Here is a 23,175-nt window from a genome sequence, read left to right as displayed (position 1 = left end):
CCACCGGCTTCGCCGCCGCTGCCCATTCTCCGGTCGGAGTTTCCTTACATGCACCTCAACGAACTGAAGGCCCTGCACGTCTCGGCACTGCTGAAGATGGCCGAGGAGCTCGAGATCGAAAACGCCAGCCGCCTGCGCAAGCAGGAGCTGATGTTTGCCATCATCAAGCGACGCGCCAAGGCCGGCGAGCAGGTCTTTGCCGACGGCGTGCTGGAAGTGTTGCCCGACGGCTTTGGCTTCCTGCGCGACCCCAGTGCCAGCTACACCGCCAGCACCGACGACATCTACATCTCGCCCAGCCAGATTCGCCGTTTCAACCTGCACACCGGCGACATGATCGAGGGCGACGTGCGTATCCCCAAGGACGGGGAGCGCTACTTTGCGCTGAACAAGCTCGACAAGATCAACGGCCTGCCACCCGAGCAGAACAAGCACAAGATCATGTTCGAGAACCTCACGCCGCTGTTCCCCAAAGAACAGATGAAGCTCGAGCGCGAGGGGCTCAAGAGCGAGGAAAACATCACCGGCCGCATCATCGACATCATTGCCCCCATCGGCAAGGGGCAGCGCGCGCTCATCGTTGCGCCGCCCAAGAGCGGCAAAACGGTGATGATGCAGCACATCGCGCACGCCATCACCACCAACTACCCTGAGGTGATCCTGATGGTGCTGCTGGTGGACGAGCGCCCTGAAGAAGTCACCGAAATGCAACGCACGGTGCGCGGCGAAGTCATCGCCTCCACCTTCGACGAGCCGGCGGCGCGCCACGTGCACGTGGCCGAGATGGTGATCGAGCGCGCCAAGCGCCTGGTGGAGCTCAAGAAAGACGTCGTGATCCTGCTCGACTCGATCACCCGTCTGGCGCGCGCCTACAACAACGTGCTGCCGTCATCGGGCAAGGTGCTGACCGGCGGCGTGGACGCCAACGCCCTGCAGCGGCCCAAGCGCTTCTTCGGTGCCGCCCGCAACGTGGAAGAGGGCGGCAGCCTCACCATCATCGCCACCGCGCTGGTGGATACTGGCAGCCGCATGGATGAGGTGATTTTCGAGGAATTCAAGGGCACCGGCAATTGCGAAATCCACCTCGACCGCCGGTTGTACGAAAAACGCGTCTTTCCCTCCATCCAGCTCAGCCGCAGCGGCACCCGCCGCGAAGAGCTGCTGCTGGCGCCCGAAATCCTGCAGAAGACTCGCATCCTGCGCCAGTTCTTCTACAACATGGACGAGATCGAGGCGATGGAGATGGTGCTCAAGAGCATGAAGCAGACCAAGAACAACCAGGAATTCTTCGAGCTGATGCGGCGCGGCGGCTGATACCCTTATAATGGAAGACTTTGCAGCAAGTGCGCCGGATGGGCCGGCAGTGGCTACTGCAGCAGGTAAACGACCATGAAAGAAGGCATCCACCCGAACTACCGCGAAGTCTGCTTCGTCGACCTGTCCAACGGTGCGCAGTTCATCATCCGCTCGTGCGCACCCACCAAAGAAACCATCAAGCTCGACGACGGCCGCGAGCTGCCGCTGTTCAAGCTCGAAACGTCCAGCGAATCGCACCCGTTCTACACCGGCACCCAGAAGACGGTGGACACGATGGGGGGCCGGGTGGAAAAATTCCGCAACCGCTACGCGCGCACAGCCACCAAGTAAACCGGGTGGCCCGGACCGGAACAGAGCAGCCTCGAGCTGCTCTTTTCATTGACGCTGCGCTGCGGCCCGCGTCGACCGCTCAGCGCGCCCTCAAACCCCAGCGGGTCCTGCTCCGATAATGCCGACCCAGCCCGGTTTCACTGTCTGCCCCTGATGCATCCGACGCCCGCCCTGGTCACCGCCGCCGCCGCGCGACGCCTGCCGCGCTGGGTGCCCTGGCTGTTGGTGGCGGCGTTCGTGTTGCCCGGCTTCGTCGGGCGTGACCCGTGGCGGCCGGACGACCTGACGGCTTTCGCGGTGATGTTGGACATGCGCAGTGGCGGCCCCCTGCTGGCGCCGCAGGTGCTGGGGGAAGCTGCCGGAGCGCTGGCATGGCTGCCCTACTGGTTGGGCGCGGGTGCCATGGCGCTGCTGCCGGGACTGTCAGCCGAATGGGCGGCGCGCCTGCCTTTCATCGCCCTGCTGGGGCTGGCCCTGGCGGGCACCTGGTATGCCACCTACCGGCTGGCGCGGGATCCGGCGGCGCAGCCGGTCGATCTGGCGTTTGGCGAGCGCGTTGCGGCATCCGACTACGCGCGCGCGCTGGCCGATGGCGCGCTGCTGGCGCTGGTGGCCACCCTCGGGTTGGCGATGCGCTCGCACGAGGCCACCGCGGCCACGGCGCAGCTGGCGTTTGCCACAGTGCTGTTTCACACCGTCGCCCGCGGCCTGTCGGGGCCTAGCCGGCGCGGCCCGCTGCTGCTGAGCTGGTGGACCGCCGCTTGGGGACTGTCCTTGTCGGGCGCCCCCTGGCTGGGCGCGGCGCTGGGCGGGGCCGCGCTGCTGTGGTGGTGGCCCCGACAACCGCGTCGACTGTGTGTGTGGGCGGGGTTGGGTACGCTGTCGGCGCTGGGTGCGGCGCTGACGCTGGCGATGCACGCCGGACGCTGGCCCCAACTGTGGGACGTCGAGCTCCGCTCATGGCTAACGGTGGACGCCTGGCACCGTCTGGCGCGGCTGCTGGCGTGGTTTGTGTGGCCGTCAGCGGCACTAGCGCTGTGGGCGCTGTGGCGTTGGCGGGCGCGCTGGCGCGCGCCACACATCGGCTGGCCCCTGAGCTGCGTGGCACTGATTCTGGTAGCCACCATCCTGGAAGGCGGCGATGACCGTACCCTGCTGCTGGCGCTGCCGCCGCTGGCCACACTGGCAGCGTTCGCGCTGCCGACCCTGCGCCGCGGGATGGCCGCCGCCATGGACTGGTTTGCACTGGTCTTTTTTACCGGAGCCGCGGTCGTCATCTGGGTGATCTGGGTGGCGATGCACACGGGCGTTCCGGCCAAACCGGCGGCCAACGTGGCGCGGCTGGTGCCCGGTTTCGAACCCACGTTCGAGCTGCGCCTGTTTGCCCCTGCGCTGCTGGCCAGCCTGGCATGGCTGGCCATCGTCGTTTGGCGCCTGAGTCGTCACACCCCTGCGCTGTGGAAGGGTCTGGTGCTGTCCGCGTCCGGTCTGACCCTGAACTGGCTGCTGCTGATGACCCTGTGGCTGCCCCTGCTCAACTATGGCATGGGTCAGGCCCCCATCTCGCGGCGCGTGGCCGCGCTGGTGCCGCCCGGGGCCTGTGTGGCCGTGGCCGGGCTGGACGCCGCGCGTATTGCCGGCTTGCAGCATCACGGCGGGCTGACGGTGCGGCGCGCCACCCCGGCGGCCATTCCGCCCTGCCCGGTGCTGGTGGTGGCTCCGGCCGCCTATGCGCAGCTGGCACCGGTGCTAAACGGTCATGCGTGGCGCCTGCGCACCGAAGTGCCCCGTCTGCGTGAAAACCGCGAACGCTGGCTGGTGTTCGAGCGCGGCAACGTCCCCCGCGCAGACCATTAGGGGGTTTCCAGAGCCGTCCCCGGCAACCCCGTGCGGGCGGAACTGACGCTGTCGTCCAGGCGCACCCGCGCCGCAGGCAGCCCGAGTCGAAATGTCGATCCGACACCCACGGTGCTATCGATGCCCAGCTCGCCACCGTGGCGTTGCACGACGTGCTTGACGATCGCCAGCCCCAGACCAGTGCCGCCGCTGTCGCGCGAACGGCTGCGGTCGACGCGGTAGAAGCGCTCGGTCAGCCGTGGCAGGTGCTCCGCCGCGATACCCGGGCCGTCATCCCGCACCCACACCTCCAGCCCGCCGTCGGCACGCAAGCGCCAGCCGGTTTCGATGTGCCCCTGGGAACCGCCGTAGCGCACCGCATTCGACAGCAGGTTGCCCAGCGCACTGAGCAGCTCGCTGCGTGACCCGGCCACGACTACAGGCGGCCCCTCGACGACTGTCAGCGTCTGGGTACCCCCATGCAGGACGTCGGACAGTGCCAGCGCCTGCGTCATCGCCTCGGCCACCCAGTCGTGCACCCCCACCTGCTCCGAATCGTCCGGCAGCGGGCTGCCCTCTAGGCGTGACAGCAGCAGTAGGTCGTCTACCAAGCGCTGCATGCGCTGCGCCTGCTGCTGCATCAGCGTCAAGAAGTGGGCACGCTCCTCGGGCGCCAGATCCAGCGTCTGCAGCGTCTCGATAAAGCCGGTGATGACCGTCAGCGGGCTGCGGATCTCGTGCGACACATTGGCCACGAAGTCGCGCCGCATGGCTTCAGCCAGTTCGATCGTGGTGACGTCGCGCGTCAGCATCAGGCGCCGCCCCTTGCTGTAAGGAAAGAGCTGTACCGCGATGTGCTGCGGATGTCCAGGCCGCGCCGCCCGCCCGTCGATTTCCACCGGGTGTGCGTAATCGCCGCGGTTGAGATAAGCGATGAACGCCGGATCCCGCACCAGGTTGCGGATGCGTTGTCCGATATCGCGCCGGGCATCAAACCCCAAGTGGACGCCGGCCATCAGGTTGCACCACTCGATGCAGCCCTGCTTGTCAAGCAGCACGATGCCATTCGGTGCCGCCTGGATCGCCGACAGGAGGGCTTGCAGACGCGCGCTGGCCTTGCGCGCCTTGCGATTGGCCGCCTTGATCGCGCGCCGCGCGCGCATGGCCACTTCCTCCCACAGCGGACCAAGGCGGGCGGGCGATGCCCCCCTGGGCTCTTCAAGCCAGCACAGCAGGCGCGCGGCTCGGCGCGCATCCCACCACAGCCAGGCCCATGCGCCAACCAGCGCACCGACCAGGGTAGCCACCATTCCGGACGGCCATGTCATCCCGACGACGGCCCCCAGCGCGACGGCGATCGTCAGTTCGAATGAACGCGGCATGCGCAGCCGATCATACCCACGCCCCGCCCTGCGCGCTTAGGCGCTGGCGGTATCGACGGGCGTCTGCAGGGGACGGGCGGTGAAGCGGTAACCGGCGCCGCGCACCGTCTCCAGCGCCACCCCGGCCGGGCCCAACGCCTCACGCAGCCGCTTGATGTGGACGTCGACGGTGCGCTCTTCGATAAAAACGTGGTCTCCCCAGACGCGGTCGAGCAGGGTCGAGCGCGAATGCACACGTTCCGGGTGCTTCATCAAGAAGTGCAACAACCGAAATTCGGTGGGTCCCATGCGCAGCTCGCGCCCCTCGAAGCTGACGCGATGCGCTTCGGCATCGAGCACCAGGGCACCAGCGGCCACCCGGTCTGGTACCGCCTCCGGCACCCGGCGCCGCAGCACGGCACGGATGCGCGCCAGCAGCTCCTGGGTTGAAAACGGCTTGGTGACATAGTCGTCCGCACCTGCATCCAACCCCTGTACCTTGTCCGACTCCTCCGAGCGAGCGGTCAACATGATGATCGGCACACCCTTGGTGCGTTCGTGACTGCGCCACAGACGGGCCAGTGCCAGGCCACTGCCCCCCGGCAGCATCCAGTCCAGCAGGACAACGTCCGGCAGCACCGCCTCCACCTCGCGCCGCGCCGCATCGGCGTCGAACACCACGATGGGGGCAAAGCCGTTGTGCCGCAGGTTGACGGCGATGAGCTCGGCGATGGCCGGCTCATCCTCCACCACCAGCACGCGGGGCAGCTTTCTCATTTCAACACCGACTCGCGTTGTTGCGGCGATACATGGCGGATGTCCTTGCCGACCGCCACGTACACACCCGCCTCGGCGATGTTTTTCGCATGGTCGCCAATGCGCTCGATGGCTTTGGCCAAAAATGTCAGGTGCAAACAGGGCGTGATCATGCGCGGGTCTTCCATCATGTAGGTGATGAGCTTGCGCAGAAAGCCTTCGTAGATAACATCGATGCGGTCGTCGGCATCGATGACTTTGAGCAGCGCATCGACGTCCAGGCGCGCAAACGCGTCCAGGGCGGTCCGGATCGATTCCGCAGCCAACGTCGCACCATGCACCAAGTCGTCCAGCGGCAGCGTGCGCGGCGAGCCTTCGTTGACAAAGTCGCGCATCATGCGGGCAATGCGCGCGGCCTCATCGCCCGAGCGCTCCAGGTTGACGATCACGCGCGACACCCCGACGAGCAGTCGCAGGTCGCGCGCGGTGGGCTGGCGCCGGCTCATCACCGATGTGATGTCGCGGTCGATGTCGACCTCCAGCCGGTTGACCCGCTCCTCCAGCTCCAGCACGTGCTGCGCCGCACTGAGGTCCTGTTGGTAAATGGCATAGGAGGCATGCCGCAGCTGAGACTCCACCACGCCACCCATTTCGAGCACGCTGGTGGAGATCCGATTGAGCTCCTCGTCGTACTGACTGGACAGATGCTTTTCCATGATCAGCCGAACCTCCCGGTGATGTAGTCTTCGGTCTCGGTGCGCTTGGGCTTGACGAAGATCTGTTCTGTCTCGCCAAATTCGATCAGCTCACCCAAATACATGTAGGCGGTGTAGTCGCTGCAGCGCGCTGCCTGCTGCATGTTGTGCGTCACGATGGCGATCGTGTAGTCGTTCTTGAGCTCGTGGATGAGCTCCTCGATCTTGCCAGTGGAAATGGGGTCGAGCGCGGAGGTCGGCTCATCCAGCAGCACCACCGACGGCTTGACCGCCACGCTGCGCGCGATACACAGACGCTGTTGCTGGCCACCCGACAGCGACAAGCCGTTTTGGTGCAGCTTGTCTTTGACTTCATTCCACAGCGCCGCCTTCGTCAGCGCCCACTCGACGCGATCGTCCATCTCCGACTTGGACAGCTTCTCATACAGCCGCACGCCGAAAGCGATGTTTTCATAGATCGTCATCGGAAATGGCGTGGGCTTTTGAAACACCATGCCGATGCGCGCGCGCAGCAGATTCAGGTCCTGTTTCGGGTCGAGGATATTGCGCCCCTCGAACAGGATCTCCCCTTCGGCGCGCTGCCCCGGGTAGAGGCTGTACATGCGGTTGAGCGTGCGCAGCAGCGTCGATTTGCCACAGCCCGACGGACCGATGAAGGCGGTCACACGCCGCTCGGGGATATTGAGCGTGACGTTTTTCAGACCCTGGAAATCGCCGTAGAAGAAATTGAGGTTGCGGATCTCAAGGGCGTTGCGTTCGGGCGCGCCGGCGCTGACGCGGTTTTCACCGAGCGCCGCAGCGGTGGAGATGGTCGTATTCATATCGTTGCGAATATGCGTTCGGTTTGGAGTTTTACCGCGCGGCACGCTCTCGGAACACCACGCGAGCCAGGGTGTTGAGCACCAACACGGCCAGTGTGATCAGCAGCGCACCACCCCAGGCCAGCCGGATCCAGTTGTCGTAAGGGCTCATCGCAAACTGAAAAATGACCACCGGTAGGTTGGCCATGGGCTTGCCCATGTCGGTGTTGAAAAACTGATTGTTCAGGGCCGTGAACAGCAGCGGCGCCGTCTCACCGCTGATGCGTGCCAGCGCCAGCAACACGCCGGTGATGACGCCACTCTTGGCGGCACGCAGGGTCACCATCGTGGCCACCTTCCAGCGCGGCGCCCCCAGTGCAAAAGCGGCCTCGCGCAGGCTGCCCGGCACCAGGCGCAGCATGTTCTCGGTGGTGCGCACCACGACCGGAATCGCAATCAGCGACAGCGCCAGGCTGCCCGCGTAGCCTGAAAAGTGCCCGACGGTGGCCACCGCAATGGCGTACACAAACAAGCCCAGCACGATCGAGGGGGCCGACAGCATGATGTCGGTGACAAAGCGGGTGAACGATGCCGTGCGGCTGGTGTGCCCATACTCGGCCAGATACACCCCGGCGAGAATGCCGATGGGCGTCGAGACCAACAGTGCCAGTCCGACGATCATCAGGCTGCCGACGATGGCGTTGCGCAGGCCGCCGCCCTCAGTACCCGGTGCCGGTGTGTCCTGGGTGAACAAGTTTAGGTCCAGTGCGGCAAAGCCGTTGACCAGCAGCACGTACAGAATCCACAGCAGCCCCATCAAGCCCAGCGCCATGGCAATCATCGACAGGGTCAAGCCCACCCGATTGGCGCGGCGGCGCTTGCGGTACAGCGTCACATCCATCGTGTTTGCCATGGTCACAGCCCCTTGGCCTTCTCGGCCCGCAAAATCATCAGTTTGGCCAGCGCCAGCACCACGAACGTGATGAGAAACAACAGCAGACCCAGCGCAAACAACGTAGCCAGATGGAAGTCGGCCGCCTCGGCAAATTCGTTGGCCAGCGTCGACGCAATCGACGTCCCCGGCGAAAACAGCGACGTCGGCATGCGGTTGGCGTTGCCAATGACAAACGTCACTGCCATCGTCTCGCCCAGCGCGCGCCCCAGGCCCAGCATGATGCCCCCCACCACCCCTTTCTGCGTATAGGGCAGTACCACGTGCCGCACGACCTCCCATGTGGTGCACCCCAGACCATACGCCGACTCACGCAGGATGCCAGGCACGATCTCGAACACGTCGCGCATCACCGCCGCGATGAAGGGCAGAATCATGAATGCCAGGATGATGCCCGCCGTCAGGATGCCGATGCCAGTGGGCGCGCCGCCGAACAGCCAGCCGATCAGCGGCATGCCCCCCAGCACCTGCTGCAGCGGTACCTGCACGTAGTCGGCAAACAGCGGGGCGAACACGAACAGACCGAACATGCCATAGATGATGGATGGCACCGCAGCCAGCAGCTCGACCGCCGTGCCCAGCGGACGCCGCAACCACAACGGGCAGGTCTCAGTCAGAAACAGGGCGATACCGAACGCCAGGGGCACGGCCAGCAACAGCGCGATCCCCGACGTGACGAGCGTGCCCACGATGGCGATCGCCGCGCCAAACTCCTCGTTGACGATGTCCCACTCCACCGTCCACAGGAAAGCCACACCGAACTTGCGCAGCGCCGGCCACGCCGTCACCAGCAGCGAGACGATAATACCAAGCAGCGCCGCCAGCACGAGCAGTGAGAACGCCTGCGTGACCCGGTGAAACAGTGCGTCTTCCCAGCGCTGGCGGCGGGCGATGGCTTGTACGCGTGCGACGTCGTCGGTGGTGCGCTGTGGCTGGTCTGTCATGGTGATGTCCACGGGCATCGGTCAACCCTCCGAGGATACCCAACAAAAATCCCGCCGGCGACCCCAGCCGCCGACGGGTGCCCGTCAGGTTGGCCTCACTTGAGGTTGATCTGCGACCAGACGCGGCTGCGAATGTCGGCCGTCAGCTTGTCCGGCAGCGGCACGTAGTCGAGGTCGATCGCCATCTGTTTGCCGTTCTTGAACGCCCAGTCGAAGAACTTGAGCACTTCGGCACTTTCGCTCTTGTTGGTGGGCTCTTTGTACATCAGGATAAACGAGGCGGTCACGATCGGGTAGGCGTTGTCACCCGGCTGGTTGACCAGCGAAATGCCCATCCCGGGCACGCTGAACCAGTCGGCACCGGCAGCCGCCGCCGCAAATGTGGTGTCATCGGGCATGACGAACTTGCCGTTGCGATTTTGCAGCTGCATAACCGGAATGTTGTTTTTCTTGGCGTAGGCATACTCGACGTAGCCGATCGAGCCCTTGATGCGCTGGACGTTGGCCGCCACGCCTTCGTTGCCCTTGCCGCCGACGGCGGTCGGCGCACCCCACTTGACCGAGGCGCCCTTGCCCACCGTGTCGGCCCACTCCTTGCTCACCGCGCTCAGGTAGTCGGTGAAGTTGAACGTCGTGCCCGAGCCGTCGGCGCGATGCACCACCGTGATGGCCAGATCAGGCAGATTCTTGCCCGGGTTCAGCGCGGCGATCTTGGGATCGTTCCACTTGGTGATCTTGCCCATGAACATCTCGGCCAGCACCGGGCCGGTGATACGCAGATCACCCTTGCCAAAGCCGTCCAGGTTGAAGATCGGCACCGTGCCACCGATGATGGCCGGGAACTGCACCATGCCGTCTTTGTCCAGTTCGGCACCCGGCAGCGGGGCGTCGGTGGCGCCAAAGGCCACCGTCTTGGCGCGGATCTGGCGAATGCCGCCCGAGGAGCCGATCGACTGGTAGTTCAGACCGACGCCGGTGACCTTTTTGTACTCTTCCGCCCACTTGGCATAGATGGGGAACGGAAACGTGGCGCCCGCGCCCGTGATGTCGGCGGCGTTGGCCACGCCACTCCAGCCGAGGGTCACGGAGGCCACGGCTGCGGCCGCGATGGTCTTGAGGAACTGACGCTTCATGGGACTCCTTTCGTCCGGTTGGTCGAGACGGATGGCACTATAGGCGCCATCTGTGACGCTTTTATGACAGGACGCGCGCAGGTCTGCCCCATCCCGCCTGCATTGCACCATCTATCTGTCACAGCCCCTTCATCCTGACCGCGCACAATCCGCCCCCCATCACAACTCGTTCACACCTATGAGGTTGCGTTCGCTTCGTATCGGCGCGCGGCTGGCGCTCGCCTTCGGTTTGCTGCTCAGTCTGTTGATGGCGGTCGCGCTCACCGGACTGCTGGTCACCGATCGCATCAGCGATCACGTGACGGTCGTCTATCAGCAGCGCGCCGTGCCCCTGCAGCAGCTCGGTGAAGTCAACCAGCTGCTGCAGCGCAACCGGGCGCTGCTGATGGACATGTTGATCGACCCGGGGCGCGCCAACGTGGAGCGCCAGAGCGCCGAATTCCAGGCCAACGACGAGCGGCTATCGATCCTGTGGCAGGCGCTGGCGCATGCCCCATCGGGAGAGGGCGGTGCAGGTGAGGCCCTGTCGATCACGGAAGCGGCGCTGAACCGCTACCGCAATGAGGGGCTGAACACCGCCGCGCGAGCGATGGCCGAAGGGCGCTATGACGATGCGCAGGAACTGTATCTGTTGAAGGTCAAGCCGCTGGAAGCGGACGTGAAGCAAGGATTACAACAGCGACTGGACGAGCTGCTGGTGCAGGCCAATGCGGCGTATGAGGAGTCGGAGCAACTGCGCCGCACGGCCGCCGCGGTCCTGCTCGGCGCCACGCTGCTGGCGGTGCTGCTGGGAGCAGTGCTCGCTTGGGCCATCACGCGCTCCATCACGGTGCCGCTGCGCGGTGCGGTAGCCGGTTGTGCCCGCATTGCTCAAGGAGACCTGGCGGGCGGCACCGCCGTGGACGGGCACGATGAGATGACCGAGGTCCTGGCCGCACTGTCTGACATGCGCGCACGCCTGACAGGGGTGATCGGCGAAGTGCGCGACGTCTGCGCAGGCGTCCTCGGCGGCGCCGACGGCATCGCGGCGGTGGGCGAGGAGCTGTCGCAGCGCGCTGCTGCGCTGCACGCCGATTTGCTGGTCACCGACCATGCCTTGGGACGGCTGCACGACGCGGTCGCGCACAACAGCGCCACCGCCCGGCAGGCATCGGCGCTGGCGGCCGACGCGCGTCAGGCCGCCGGTGACGGCGGGCAGCTGATGCAGCGCATGGTCAGCACGATGGGCGAGATCTCTGGCAGCTCGCAGCGCATCGCCGACATCACCGGCGTCATCGATGCCATCGCCTTTCAGACCAACATTCTGGCCCTCAACGCCGCGGTGGAGGCCGCACGGGCGGGTGAGGCCGGCCGGGGGTTTGCCGTCGTAGCCAGCGAGGTGCGCTCGCTGGCCCAGCGCAGCGCGGCGGCGGCGCGTGAGATCAAGGACCTGATCGCCGACAGCGTGGGCCGCATCGAGGCCGGCGCCGCCCTGGTGCAGCAGGCGGGGCACAGCGTGCAGGCGATGGTCGAGCAGATCGGCCGCATCACGGCCCTGATCGACACCATGGCGCAGGCCGGCACGGCACAGGCTGCCGATGTCGAACGCATTCGTTCCGCCTGGCACACGCTCGATGAAACGGTCAGGCGCAATGCCGACCGCGTGCTCGATGCCAACCTGGCGGCTGCCGCCCTGCGCGCTCAGGCACACCAGCTGGCACAGACGGTGCGCTATTTCCGCACCGCGACGGACGAGCTCCTGCCGCGGCTGCCTGCCGACGGCACGGCGCAGCGGCCTGCCGCTGCGGACGCCACGGTCGCGGCCTGATGGGTCCTCAGCGCGGGCGGGCTGCGGGCCCGCAGGTCCCCGCCTGCCTTTGGTATGCTCAGGTACGCAACCGAAAGCCCTTGCATGCAAGACGGAACCCTACTGGCCGCGCTCGACCTCGGCTCGAATAGCTTTCGCCTCGAAATCGGCCGCTACAGTGGCGGCCACATCGAACGTGTCGAATACCTGAAGGAGACCGTGCGACTGGGCGCCGGCCTCGACGAGGCCAAGGCCCTGTCGGCAGACGCGATGGAGCGCGGCTGGGCGTGTCTGGCGCGCTTCGCGGAAAAACTGCGCACCTTCGAGCGTCGCCACGTGCGCGCCGTGGCCACACAGACGCTGCGCGAGGCGCGCAACCGCGACGTCTTCCTTGCCCGCGCGCAGGCCGTGCTGGGTTTTCCGATCGAGGTCATCGCGGGCCACGAGGAGGCCCGCCTCATCTACCAGGGAGTGTCGCACCTGCTGCCGCAGTCTGACGAGCGCCGCCTGGTGGTGGACATCGGCGGACGCTCGACCGAGGTGATTTTGGGCCAGGGCTACCGGCCGCTGCGCATGGAGTCGTACGGGCTGGGCAGCGTCGCCTGGTCACAGCGCTACTTTCCGAGCGGACGGGTGACCGAGGCCGGTCTGCGCACGGCGGTGGTCGCCGCCAAAGCGGTGCTCGATCAGGCACTGGATGTGTTCCCCGAGGGCAGCTGGGACGTGGCGTACGCCTCCTCTGGCACAGCCGGCGCGCTGGCCGAAATGCTCGGCTACGCTGGCTTCGGGCTGGGCGTGATCACGCGCGAGGGCATGGACTGGTTGGCGCAGCGGCTACTACGCGCCGGCCACATCAACGAGCTGCGGCTCGACGGCCTCAAGGACGACCGCCGCCCGGTGCTGGCCGGCGGCTTTAGCATCCTGCTGGCCCTGTTCGAACTGTTCGACTGGCACGAGGTGCACCGCGCGCAGGGGGCGTTGCGCCAGGGAGCGCTCTATGATCTGATCGACCGCGCCTCCGACCAGACCGATGTGCGCGAGCGCACCGTGCGCTGGCTGGCGCAGAAATTTGCCGTTGACGCGGCGCAGGCCGACCGCGTCAGCCGTGTCGCCACGCGTCTGTTCGAGCAGGTGGCGGTGCCAGACCCGCACAACGGCCGCTACTCGCAAAAACTGGCCTGGGCTGCGCGCCTGCACGAGATCGGCGCTCACATCTCGCACAGCGGCGCGCACCGGCATGGTGCCTACATTCTGGACCATGTGGATGCGCCCGGCTTTTCGCTGCCGGAGCTGCACCGCATGAGTCTGCTGGTTCTGGGGCAGCGCGGCAAGCTGCGCAAGCTCGAGCCGCACCTAGACGACGAGCTGTTCGTCAAGCAGCTGCTGTGCCTGCGGCTAGCCGTGCTGCTGTGTCATGCGCGCAAGGACCCGGATATCGAGGCGGTGCGGCTGACCTACGGACGCCGCCAGTTTCACTTCGACGCAGCGCGCGGCTGGGCACAGCGCTATCCGCAGTCGGCGTGGCTGCTGCACGAAGAAGCCGAAGATTGGGCGCGCACGGCATGGCGGCTGGTGGTGTCGTTGCCGTAGACCTGGCGCCTGACCCACGCGCTGGCGGCGTAAGCGGAGCGCATCGCAGCGGTCGGGGACTGCCGCAGTCTGCCCGTCCCTGCCCAGCCCCGCCGGTCGGTCACAGCAAATCCGGCGTCTGGACGCTGAGCAAAATGGTTTGCCAGTCGCCGTCACGCTCGCGCTGCCGCAGCCACCATACGGCCCCCTTGCGGATGGAGCACTGCCCGCTGACCAGACCCAGCAACTGCGCCACTACCTGGCCCAGTGTTGGCTGATGCCCGACCACCAGTGCGGGCTGGCGCGCATGCGGCCACTGCACCACGTCCAGCACCGCCTGCGCGGGCGCGCCGGGGGCCAGCTCGGCACGCACGCGGTACTTGCGCCCCAGCGCCAGCGCGGTCTGCTCGGCCCGCACGGCCGGACTGCACCACACGCGCGTGCCTTCAGGCAGATGGCGGTCGAGCCACGCGGCCATGCGCGCGGCCTGCTTTTCACCCCGCGCGGTCAGGCGCCGCGACAAATCGTCGCCGCCGTGCTCGTCGGTTTCATCCAGGTCTTCCGCCTCGGCGTGACGCCACAAGATCAGGTCCATGGTCGCAGATTCCTCCATCGCGTCAGTGTCTGCCGCCTGCGTGCCTGGACATGCCGTGGGTACCCCATGGCCAGCCCTCCCCTCCATTCCCACGGGCCCGCAGATCGCCCAGCAGCCGGTCAGCCACCGCTGACCAACCATGCTGGTTTGCGCGGGCCCAGGGAATCACCCCTTGGTGCCGTAGCGCCCCATCAGCGTGCCTTGCGCCGAAAGCATGCCACTGCCCCGTGCGGACTTGCCCGCCAGCACCGAGGCCTTCACATACGTACCATCGGGCTGCAGCAGCCAGGCATCGCGTTGGTCATTCAGGTACAGGTGCAGGCACTCGTCCATGATGCGCGCGCGCAGGTGCGGATCGGACACCGGCCAAGCCAGCTCGACCCGACGCAGCATGTTGCGGTTCATCCAGTCGGCACTGGACAGCCACAGCTCCTCGCGCTCGCCCCACTGAAAATAAAACACACGCGAGTGCTCCAGAAAGCGCCCGATCACCGAGCGGATGCGCACGTTGTCGGTGTAGCCCGGCACCCCGGCGGGCAGGATGCAGGCGCCGCGCACGATGGCGTCGATCTGCACCCCGGCTTGCGACGCATGCACCAGCGCGCGCACCAGCGGCTCATCGGTGAGCGCATTCATCTTCAGCAGGATGCGCGCCGGCTGGCCGGCCTTGCAGGCGGCCACCGTCGCCTCAATACGCTCCAACAGGCCTTTTTGCAACAGGAACGGCGCCATCAGCACCTTATTCAGGCGCGGCAACCGGTTCTGGCTGGCCAGATGCCCGAAAATGGCTTCCACATCGGCGGTCAGCGCTTCGTCGGCGCTCAGGTAGCTCAGGTCGGTATAGGCGCGGGCGGTGCCGGGGTTGTAGTTACCGGTCGAAATATGGGCGTAGCGCACCAGGCGGCCGTCCTCGCGCCGCGTCACCAGCAGCATCTTGGCGTGCGTCTTCAGGCCAACGATGCCGTACACCACTTGCGCCCCCACCGATTCCAGCTGCTCGGCATGGTTGATGTTGGCTTCCTCGTCAAAGCGGGCTTTGAGTTCGACCACCGCAGTCACTTCCTTGCCGCGCCGCACCGCCTCGCGCAGCAGCTCGGTCATCTGGCTGCGCTGCCCCGTGCGGTAGATGGTCTGCTTGATCGCCAACACGTCCGGATCTTCGACCGCCTCGCGCAGAAACGCCAGCACGGCGTCGAAACTCTCGTAGGGCTGGTGGATCAGCACGTCGCCGCGCTTGAGCCGCTCGAAAAACGACTGCCCGGGCGTCAGCTCCACTGGCCAGCCGGGCGTGAAGCGCTCGAAGCGCAACGCCGGCGCGTCGATCTGGTCGATGAGCTGGTTGAGCCGCACCAGATTGACCGGCCCCGGCACGCGGTACAGGCTCTCCGGCGGCAAACCAAACTGCTCCAGCAGGAAGTTGGCCAGATAGTCCGAGCAGCCGGCGGAGACCTCCAGCCGCAGCGCCTGACCGTAGTGGCGCTGCTGCAGCCCCAGGCGCAACGCCGTGCGCAGGTTTTTCACCTCCTCCTCGTCCAGCGCCAGATCGGAGTGGCGGGTGACGCGAAATTGCGAAAACTCCAGCACCGTGCGGCCCGGAAACAGATCCGGCAGATGGGTGCGGATGATGCTGGAAATCGAGACGAAGTGCAGCTGCTTGCTGCCCTGCGCGGCCGGCATGGCCACGAAGCGCTTCAGCGCCCGCGGCACCTTGACGATAGCGATGTCGTTTTCCCGGCCAAAGGCGTCGCGCCCGCCCAGCCGCACGATGAAGTTGAGCGACTTGTTGGCTACCTGCGGAAACGGGTGTGAAGGGTCGAGCCCGATGGGCAGCAACAGCGGCTGCACCTCGTTAACGAAGTACTCGCGCACCCAGCGGCGTTGGCGCGGATTGCGCTCGCCGTGCGTGACGATGCGGATGCCGCGCTTTTCCAGCGCCGGCAGCAGCTCGTCGTTGTAGACCGCATACTGACGCTGCACCAGCGCGTGCACCCGCTGGGTCAGCGCGTGGTAGGTCTCCACCGTCGCCGCCCCGCGCTGCTCGTTGGCCATGCGTGCCGCATGGTGGGGCGCAAACCGCACCTCAAAAAACTCATCCAGATTGGACGAGACGATGGCCAGAAAGCGTAGCCGCTCCAGCAGTGGCACGTCCTTGCGGCACGCCCAGTCGAGCACCCGCTCGTTGAACGCCAGAATACTCTGGTCGCGATCCAGGAAAGCGTGGCGCACCGGTGCCGCGGCGGCAGCCGAGACCGGGGGCGTTGCAGGGACGGGAGAAGCAGCGGTCGTCATGCTAGCGAAAACGCATCGGGTAAAAAAGCAGCAGCAAACCCGCAGCAATCATGCACGCGGTGCCGGACCCGGTGCAGCGCCGAGGAACGATGATATGGAATTATTTCGCGAAACGGCGCCTGCTTTGTGACAGAAACATGACAGGCTTTTGTCGCGGTTACGCCGCCGCACGCATCTCCACAGCTTCGCCGCGCGCCGCCCAGTGCACGATTTCCAGCCGCCCGTCGGCATGTTCCACCAAGGCGCTGAGGCTCTCGACCCAGTCGCCGTCGTTGCAGTACAAAATGCCGTCGATGTCGCGCATCTGTGGCCGGTGGATATGGCCGCAGACGACGCCATCCATGCCCCGCCGCCGGGCCTCATGCGCCAACGCCTCCTCAAAGCGCGTGATGAACGAGACGGCGGACTTGACGCGATGCTTGAGATACTGTGACAGCGACCAGTACGGCAGTCCCAGCATCGCCCGCCACGAGTTGAGATGCCGGTTCAGGCGCAACGCCAGCTCGTACAGGCTATCCCCCAGATAGGCCAGCCAGCGCGCATACTGCACCACGCCGTCGTACAGATCGCCATGCGTCACCCACAGGCGGCGTCCGTCAGCGGTCACGTGGATGGCCTCCTCCACCACCTCCACACCGCCGAAGTGGTGACCCACGAAGTGCCGCGCGAATTCGTCGTGATTGCCCGGCACAAAAATCACCCGGCAGCCTTTGCGCGCGGCACGCAGAATTTTTTGCACCACATCGTTGTGGCTTTGCGGCCAGTACCAGCGCCGGCGCAGCTGCCAGCCGTCGATGATGTCACCCACCAGATACAGCCGCTCGCAGGGGTGCGCCTTCAGGAACCCCAGCAACGCCTTGGCCTGACAGCCCGGCGTGCCCAGATGAATGTCCGAGATAAAAACACTGCGCAGCAGTGGGGGGTTGCGCTCCCCGTCGTCGTCCCCGGCACCCGCGTTGGTGGCGGGGCGCACGTCGCGGCCGCCTGTCAGTGGTGGCAAAGCGTCGCGCACCAGCTGGCGCTGCGCCGCGGGCGCCCAGCTCTTCAGCATTGCGCCCCCAGCAGATGACGCCGGTAGCGCGGCGGCATGTCGCCCAGCCGCATCATCATCGGCAGGTCGGCGGTGTTGAAGTCCGGATCCCAGGCCGGTGCGCCCAACACCTTGGCACCCAGGCGCAGATAACCCTTGACCAGTGCCGGCGGCTCGACCTGCAGGCTGTCGTCGAGCGCGTCCACCGGCAGCGGCAGGCGCGGACGCACGTGGTATTCGACCGAGGCCAGGTGACGCTCGCGCAGCTGGCGCCACACGCTGGCGGCGGCGTGGCCGGCGGACGGACTGCCCGGCGCCCCCATCGGGATGCTGGCGCAGCCGATCATGGTGTGCAGCTGATTGCGCACCATGAAGTCGGCCAGTGCCCCCCACAGGGCCATGATGACGCCGCCGTGCCGGTGCGCCGGGTGCACACAGCTGCGTCCCAGCTCGACCATCTGGTCGCGCAGCGGGCGCAGCCGGGTCAGATCGAATTCGGTGTCGCTGTAAAAGCAACCGATGCGGCGCGCCTGCGCCGGCGTCAGCACACGGTAGGTGCCCACCACCTGCCCGCTGGCCTGGTCACGCACCAGCAAGTGCTCGCAGTAGTCGTCGAACAGGTCGATGTCGTGCCCAGGCACGCTGACCGGCAGGCGCGCTCCCATTTCCTCCACGAACACCTGATAGCGCAAGCGCTGGGCCTCCCGCACCTCGTCGGCGTGCCGCGCCCACACCACGCACAAGCCGCCGTCACGCGATAAGGCGCCGCGCGGCGGCTCGGGCATACCGGGGCGCAGCGGGGGACGCTGAAACGGGACCAGAGGCAGCGTGGGCGTGGGCAGTTCCTTCATTGCGGGTTCTCCTGTTCGCTGCACTCGATTCTGGAGCGCCGGTGTGACATCTGCGTGGCAGCGCAGTGTCACGACGATGACCCGTCGCCGGCCCGTGGCAGCACCGGCCATGGGCTCGACCAAGCCGCTGCCCAGCCACTGCGGCGATGGGCAGCCAGACACTCGACCCAGATCTGCTCGACTTGGCTGGCCACGTCGGCCCACGTGGGCACGGTGCGCAACGCCGCCACCTCGGCGCGCAGCTGCGCCAGCCGATCAGCATCGGCGGCCAGCGCCAATGCCGCCTGCACGAAGGCCGCTTCGTCGCCATACGGGACCAGGCAGCCGCCGCGACCATGCTGCAGCAACGTGGCCGCAGCCGCATAGTCGAACGCCAGCACCGGCAGGCCGCTGGCCAGCGCTTCGGCCACCACGTTGCCGAAGGTTTCGGTCAGGCTCGGGAACACCAGCAAATCCGCGCTGGCGTAGGCTTGCCCCAGCGCCTGGGCCTGTAGCCAGCCCACACACACCGCCCACGGCAGCTGGCGCTGCAGCTCGGCGCGTGCCGGGCCATCGCCCACCACCACCAGCCGCCAGCGTGGGTCACGCGCGCGCATCGCATCGGCCGCACGCGCCAGCAGCGCCAGGTTTTTCTCCGGCGCCACGCGACCGACGTACAGCAGTGCACGCTCGTGCGGCTGCAGCCCCCAGGCCGCCCGCACGGCTTCGCTGCGGTGACGGGGCGAAAAGCGCTCCGTGTCCACCCCGCGCCCGACCACGTGCACCCGTTCAAACCCCATGTTCAGCAGCCACTGGCGCAGTTCGGCCGTCGGCACCATCGTGCAGTCGGCCTGGTTGTGAAAACGCCGCAGGTAGGCGGCGATGGGCTTGGCCAGCAACCCCATGCCGTAATGCTGGCTGTAGGCGTGGAACTGGGTGCGAAAGTCGGTGCTGACCGGCAGGCGCAGCTTGCGCGCCACGCGCAACGCCGACCAGCCCAGTGGCCCTTCGGTGGCAATGTGCACCAGATCGGGGCGACGCAGCGACCACAGAGTCTGCAAGGCACGGCGCGCGGGCAGTCCCATGCGCAGTGCGGGGTAGCGCGGTATCGGCACACCCCGGGTGAGCACCTGCTCCAGCCCCAGCCGCGCGCCGTCGCGGTCGTAGCCGTCGCTGGGCTGGCGCGGCCGCACCAGCTGCAGCGTGTGATCACGCGCTTGCAGCGCCCGCACCAGCTGCTCCAGCGACGTGGCCACGCCATTGACTTCCGGAGGGAAGGTTTCCGTGACCACCGTCACCCGCAAGGCAGCGCGGCGCGGCACGAAGCTCTCGATCGACAGGTCGGTGTCCATGAGACCGTAGCTTCGACAATGGCCGCGACAGCTTGATGACAGCGCGGTGCCGGCGGCATGGCACCGCGCATGGGGTGCGCGACCCTACCCTGCGCCACCCCACCTCCGCGCAGACGACCCTGCGCCACCCGACCGTGTCCCGATGAGTGGAGCGCCTGGGCTACCTCGTGCGGCCGACAGCACCCCGAGCAGCGGCGTCTTGCCGACTGCACCGCGCACACCTGCGCCGCAGAGGTCCTGTCACGGGTTTTTCATACCACCCCGACATCATCCTTCACGCCACTATCGGCCCCCTGTCATAGGAGATACGCGATGCCATCGTTTCTTGCCACCCTGCGCGAACAGCGCTGGGACGACCACCGCTACTACCACCAAAGCACCGTCAACCAAGCGCTGCATCTGATCAGCGCGATCAGCTTCCTGGTTGCCTATGGCGTGCTGTTGTTCGACCCCCCGCTAGCGGCGCTCATTGCCTGGGGCATCTCGATGGTGACGCGCCAATCGGGTCACTTCTTTTTCGAGCCCAAGGGCTTTGACACCGTCAACGGCGTCAGCCACGAATACAAGGAGGCGGTCAAGGTAGGCTACAACCTGCGCCGCAAGGTGGTGCTGATGGGAATCTGGGCTCTGATTCCGCTGGGGTTGATGTGGGAACCCGAGGCGTTTGGGTTGCTGACGCCGCACACCGATGCCTGGGGTCTGTGGCGCAACGTCGGCTGGCTGTGGCTGTGGTTGGGTGTGGCCGGCGTGCTGCTGCGCATGGGCCAGCTGCTGCACACCCAGGGCGCGGTGCCGGCGCTGGCCTGGGTCACGAAGATCCTGACCGACCCGCTGCACGATATCCGGCTGTACTGGCGCGCGCCGCTGTTGCTGCTGCGCGGACAGCGGCTGGCCCCCGCGCATCCGCGCAGCTAGACCCTTCACCTCAATTCAAAAGGCGGCGGCACGCTGCCACCAGGCGCGTGCCATTTCTTTCGCCAGCGCACGGCGCAGACGCTGGCGCCATATGTCGTCGGTCAAAGCCGGATCGCGCCACCACCAGCCGTCCGCTGTCATGCGGCGGCACGCCTGCAGCAGACGCTGCAGCACCGCCGCCATCTCCTCGTCGCGGTAGTTGTGACTGAAGATGAGGCGCCCAGTGCCCACCCAGCTCAGTGCCAATCCGGCCTCGCGCAGGTAGTACTGCAGCAACCAGTGGTAGCGGCCGACCTGGGGGTAATCCACGGTCCACACCGACGACAGCCCGCGTACGCGCACCGGCACGGCGGCCTGCTGCAAGGCCGTGTTGAAGCGCTGCAGCCACGTCGCCCAGTATGCATCGGCTTCTTGGGTGTCTGCCGCGATCTCGGGGGCTTCCAAGCGCCGCAAAAAGACATTCATGGCCGCCATCACATAAGGGTGAGCATTGAAGGTGCCGCGCGCAAACACCAGGTCCGCGGGTCGATCGTCGCGGTAGCGGCGCATCCAGTGGGCGCGCCCGCAAACCACCCCGATCGGCAAGCCACCCCCCAGCGTCTTGCCATAGCACACCAAGTCTGCCGGCACGCCAAAGTACGCCTGGGCGCCGCCGGGGGCCAAGCGAAAGCCCAGAAACACCTCATCGAAAATGAGTGCAATGCCGGCCGCGCTGCACACTTCGCGCAAGCGACGCAGCCAATCGGCATAGGCAGCGCGCGACACGCCTTCGCCACTGCGGGCCAACACCAGCGTCGAGTCGCCCGGGGCGGCCCGGTTGGGATGCAGCGCCTGCAACGGATTGACCAGTACGCACGCAATGTCACGCCGCCGCCGCAGCACGCGCAGCGTGCGCTCCGACAGGTCCGCCAGCGTGAGCGTGTCGCGCGGGGTGCCGGGATTGCCGGGGCCGGGCTGCACGTCGTCCCACCAGCCGTGATAGGCCCCGGCAAAGCGCACCACATAGCGCCGCCCGGTGTGATAACGCGCCAGGCGCACCGCCTGCATTACCGCCTCGGTGCCGGACATGTGAAAACTCACCGCATCCATGCCCGACAACCGGCGCAGCCGCTCGACGTTGTCGGCCACGCACGGGTGGTAGCCGCCAAGCACCGGGCCCAGCGCCCGCCCCATCTGTTCGGCCTGCTCCATACACGTCTTGTAAAAGTCCAACCCGTACAGGTTGACCCCGTAGGAGCCGGTGAGGTCGTAGTAGCGGTTGCCGTCCAGGTCGATCAGCTCCACGCCCTCCGATCGCTGCCAGAATGCGCCCACTGGCAGGTGCTCGCGCACCAGCGCCGAAAAGGGAAAGGGCACGCGGTAGCGCCCGGTGAGCTGCAAGTCGGGCAGCCCCTCGCGCGCCTGCTCGGTCAGCGCCAGCGTGCGCGGCGCCGCGGCGCGCAAACGCTGCCCCAGGCTCACAAAGGCGTACTGTCGCTGGGCCTGCACCGCTGGCGGTGCGCCATCACGTCCCCAGGCATCTTCCAGCGCAAAGCAGTACGCGGGCACCCAGCGCGAGATGCGCCGCGCCAGTCGCGGGTGCCCCGCCAGCGACGGGTGCTTGGCCAACGACAGCATCACGCGCTGAATCCCCCACGGTGCCGTGGCCGCCGCCGCTGCCGCCACCCCCGCCCACGCCCACCACGGTGTCATGTCACATGCCTTTCACTGAAATGATTCAGTGTTGTAGCCATGTCCTTTGACACCCCTGTGACCATGAGCGCGCGCTGGCGGCGCTGGCGCGACCGCGTGCTGCTGCAGGAAGATTTGAACTTTCTGCTCACCAACCGCGTGCCCCGCATCGCGTTGACGCGCCTGATGGGTTGGTACAGCCGCATCGACAGCCCGCGGCTGACCCGCGTGTCGGTGGCGCTGTGGCGGCTGTTTACCGAACTTGACCTCAGCGACGCCGCACCCGGCCCGTACCGCAGCCTGCGCGACGTGTTTACGCGCGCGCTGCGTCCTGGGGCGCGGCCGTTCGACCCCGACCCGGACGTGCTGTGCAGCCCGTGCGACGCCATCGTGGGCGCCAACGGTTCAGTGCAGGGCACCACCGCCTGGCAAGCCAAGGGCTTTCCCTATCGGCTACAAGACCTGATGGGTGAATCCGCCGCGGCGCGGTTCGCCAACGGGCGCTTCGTGACGCTGCGGCTAACCTCGGCGATGTACCACCGCTTCCACGCGCCCAGCGATGTGCGTCTACGCCACGTGACCTACTTCAGCGGCGACACCTGGAACGTCAACCCCATCGCCCTGCGTCGCATCGAGCGGCTGTTCTGCCGCAACGAGCGCGCCGTCCTGTTGACCGAACTGCCCGACGGCACGCCGATGGCGATCGTAGCGGTGGCGGCAATCCTGGTGGCCAGCATCCGCCTGCACGCACTGGACGTGACGCTGCACCTGCGCTACCGCGGCCCCAACGAAATCCCGTGCGACGTGGCGTTGCCGCGCGGCGCCGAACTGGGCTGGTTTGAGCACGGCTCGACCCTGATCCTGTTCGTGCCACCCACCTTCGCGCTGGTCGAAGGCATCGACACCGGGACGCGGGTGCGGGCCGGACAGGCGCTGTGGCGCCGTGTGCCCCCGACCGTTGCAGGGTGACACCGACGACCGCCTCGGCAACGC

19 protein-coding genes and 1 pseudogene are annotated in these 23,175 nt (G+C 66.8%); 7 read left to right on the top strand and 13 right to left on the bottom strand.

The features are described 5' to 3' along the window. Positions 1 to 48 precede the first annotated feature (48 nt). The 3 genes from rho to V7Z54_RS00570 all read left to right on the top strand — a co-directional run bounded on the left by rho (position 49) and on the right by V7Z54_RS00570 (position 3,504). Positions 49 to 1,314 (top strand): transcription termination factor Rho, encoded by a 1,266-nt coding sequence (rho, locus tag V7Z54_RS00580; protein ID WP_334133556.1) that lies wholly within the window; start codon positions 49 to 51, stop codon positions 1,312 to 1,314. A gap of 75 nt (positions 1,315 to 1,389) precedes the next feature. After that, complete coding sequence (locus V7Z54_RS00575) at positions 1,390 to 1,647, top strand: type B 50S ribosomal protein L31 (RefSeq protein WP_334133555.1); 258 nt, start codon at positions 1,390 to 1,392, stop codon at positions 1,645 to 1,647. A 153-nt stretch (positions 1,648 to 1,800) separates the two neighbouring features. Beyond that, positions 1,801 to 3,504, top strand: a complete 1,704-nt coding sequence (locus V7Z54_RS00570) for a hypothetical protein (RefSeq protein WP_334133554.1) — start codon at positions 1,801 to 1,803, stop codon at positions 3,502 to 3,504. Here V7Z54_RS00570 and phoR read toward each other — a convergent pair. From phoR to pstS, 7 genes are all read right to left on the bottom strand, one after another. Further along, a complete protein-coding gene (gene phoR, locus V7Z54_RS00565) occupies positions 3,501 to 4,865 on the bottom strand; it encodes a phosphate regulon sensor histidine kinase PhoR (RefSeq protein WP_334133553.1) in 1,365 nt (454 codons plus the stop codon). The two genes, V7Z54_RS00570 and phoR, sit on opposite strands and share 4 nt — an antisense overlap. A 36-nt stretch (positions 4,866 to 4,901) precedes the next feature. Then, positions 4,902 to 5,621 carry a phosphate regulon transcriptional regulator PhoB gene (phoB, locus tag V7Z54_RS00560; protein WP_334133552.1) on the bottom strand — a complete coding sequence of 240 codons (720 nt, stop codon included), beginning with the start codon at positions 5,619 to 5,621 and terminating at the stop codon, positions 4,902 to 4,904. Then, the gene (gene phoU / locus V7Z54_RS00555) at positions 5,618 to 6,319 is read right to left on the bottom strand and encodes a phosphate signaling complex protein PhoU (protein WP_334133592.1); all 702 of its coding nucleotides are present in this window, start codon (positions 6,317 to 6,319) and stop codon (positions 5,618 to 5,620) included. Before phoU ends, phoB begins: the two co-directional genes overlap by 4 nt. Further along, positions 6,319 to 7,137 carry a phosphate ABC transporter ATP-binding protein PstB gene (gene pstB, locus V7Z54_RS00550; protein ID WP_334133551.1) on the bottom strand — a complete coding sequence of 273 codons (819 nt, stop codon included), beginning with the start codon at positions 7,135 to 7,137 and terminating at the stop codon, positions 6,319 to 6,321. The genes phoU and pstB overlap by 1 nt, the downstream gene beginning before the upstream one ends. 31 nt (positions 7,138 to 7,168) lie before the next feature. Next, positions 7,169 to 8,029 (bottom strand): phosphate ABC transporter permease PstA, encoded by an 861-nt coding sequence (pstA, locus tag V7Z54_RS00545; protein WP_334133550.1) that lies wholly within the window; start codon positions 8,027 to 8,029, stop codon positions 7,169 to 7,171. A gap of 2 nt (positions 8,030 to 8,031) precedes the next feature. Further along, positions 8,032 to 9,012: a phosphate ABC transporter permease subunit PstC gene (pstC, locus tag V7Z54_RS00540; RefSeq protein WP_443082396.1), complete on the bottom strand. Its 981-nt coding sequence runs from the start codon at positions 9,010 to 9,012 to the stop codon at positions 8,032 to 8,034. Between the two features lie 95 nt (positions 9,013 to 9,107). Beyond that, on the bottom strand, positions 9,108 to 10,145 hold the full coding sequence (gene pstS, locus V7Z54_RS00535) for a phosphate ABC transporter substrate-binding protein PstS (protein ID WP_334133548.1): 1,038 nt from the start codon (positions 10,143 to 10,145) through the stop codon (positions 9,108 to 9,110). 199 nt (positions 10,146 to 10,344) lie between these two features. Between pstS and V7Z54_RS00530 the strand changes: the two are divergent. Beyond that, positions 10,345 to 11,952, top strand: a pseudogene (locus V7Z54_RS00530) (methyl-accepting chemotaxis protein); the annotation flags it as partial. An 84-nt stretch (positions 11,953 to 12,036) separates the two neighbouring features. Beyond that, positions 12,037 to 13,521: a Ppx/GppA phosphatase family protein gene (locus V7Z54_RS00525; RefSeq protein WP_334133546.1), complete on the top strand. Its 1,485-nt coding sequence runs from the start codon at positions 12,037 to 12,039 to the stop codon at positions 13,519 to 13,521. Between the two features lie 100 nt (positions 13,522 to 13,621). Here V7Z54_RS00525 and V7Z54_RS00520 read toward each other — a convergent pair whose 3' ends face one another. The 5 genes from V7Z54_RS00520 to V7Z54_RS00500 form a co-directional block, all read right to left on the bottom strand. After that, complete coding sequence (locus tag V7Z54_RS00520; protein WP_334133545.1) at positions 13,622 to 14,095, bottom strand: SixA phosphatase family protein; 474 nt, start codon at positions 14,093 to 14,095, stop codon at positions 13,622 to 13,624. 165 nt (positions 14,096 to 14,260) lie between these two features. Further along, positions 14,261 to 16,384, bottom strand: coding sequence for a polyphosphate kinase 1 (ppk1, locus tag V7Z54_RS00515; protein ID WP_334133544.1), 2,124 nt, complete (start codon positions 16,382 to 16,384; stop codon positions 14,261 to 14,263). Between the two features lie 157 nt (positions 16,385 to 16,541). After that, positions 16,542 to 17,435: a UDP-2,3-diacylglucosamine diphosphatase gene (locus V7Z54_RS00510; protein WP_334133543.1), complete on the bottom strand. Its 894-nt coding sequence runs from the start codon at positions 17,433 to 17,435 to the stop codon at positions 16,542 to 16,544. Beyond that, on the bottom strand, positions 17,429 to 18,265 hold the full coding sequence (locus tag V7Z54_RS00505; protein ID WP_334133542.1) for a GNAT family N-acetyltransferase: 837 nt from the start codon (positions 18,263 to 18,265) through the stop codon (positions 17,429 to 17,431). The genes V7Z54_RS00510 and V7Z54_RS00505 overlap by 7 nt, the downstream gene beginning before the upstream one ends. Positions 18,266 to 18,333: 68 nt before the next feature. Beyond that, positions 18,334 to 19,596: a glycosyltransferase family 4 protein gene (locus V7Z54_RS00500; RefSeq protein WP_334133541.1), complete on the bottom strand. Its 1,263-nt coding sequence runs from the start codon at positions 19,594 to 19,596 to the stop codon at positions 18,334 to 18,336. Between the two features lie 312 nt (positions 19,597 to 19,908). Here V7Z54_RS00500 and V7Z54_RS00495 point away from each other — a divergent pair, with 312 nt between their 5' ends. After that, positions 19,909 to 20,511 (top strand): hypothetical protein, encoded by a 603-nt coding sequence (locus tag V7Z54_RS00495; RefSeq protein ID WP_334133540.1) that lies wholly within the window; start codon positions 19,909 to 19,911, stop codon positions 20,509 to 20,511. 15 nt (positions 20,512 to 20,526) lie between these two features. Here V7Z54_RS00495 and V7Z54_RS00490 read toward each other — a convergent pair whose 3' ends face one another. Then, on the bottom strand, positions 20,527 to 22,203 hold the full coding sequence (locus V7Z54_RS00490; RefSeq protein WP_334133539.1) for an aminotransferase class III-fold pyridoxal phosphate-dependent enzyme: 1,677 nt from the start codon (positions 22,201 to 22,203) through the stop codon (positions 20,527 to 20,529). Positions 22,204 to 22,266: 63 nt separating this feature from the next. Here V7Z54_RS00490 and asd point away from each other — a divergent pair, with 63 nt between their 5' ends. Beyond that, positions 22,267 to 23,151, top strand: coding sequence for an archaetidylserine decarboxylase (asd, locus tag V7Z54_RS00485; protein ID WP_334133538.1), 885 nt, complete (start codon positions 22,267 to 22,269; stop codon positions 23,149 to 23,151). Positions 23,152 to 23,175 lie beyond the last annotated feature (24 nt).

Origin of the sequence: Tepidimonas sp. (assembly GCF_036824975.1) — a bacterium.
Lineage (GTDB): Bacteria > Pseudomonadota > Gammaproteobacteria > Burkholderiales > Burkholderiaceae_C > Tepidimonas.
The sequence above is the reverse complement of the archived record's forward strand: the minus strand, read 5'-3'. Positions and strand labels throughout refer to the sequence as shown.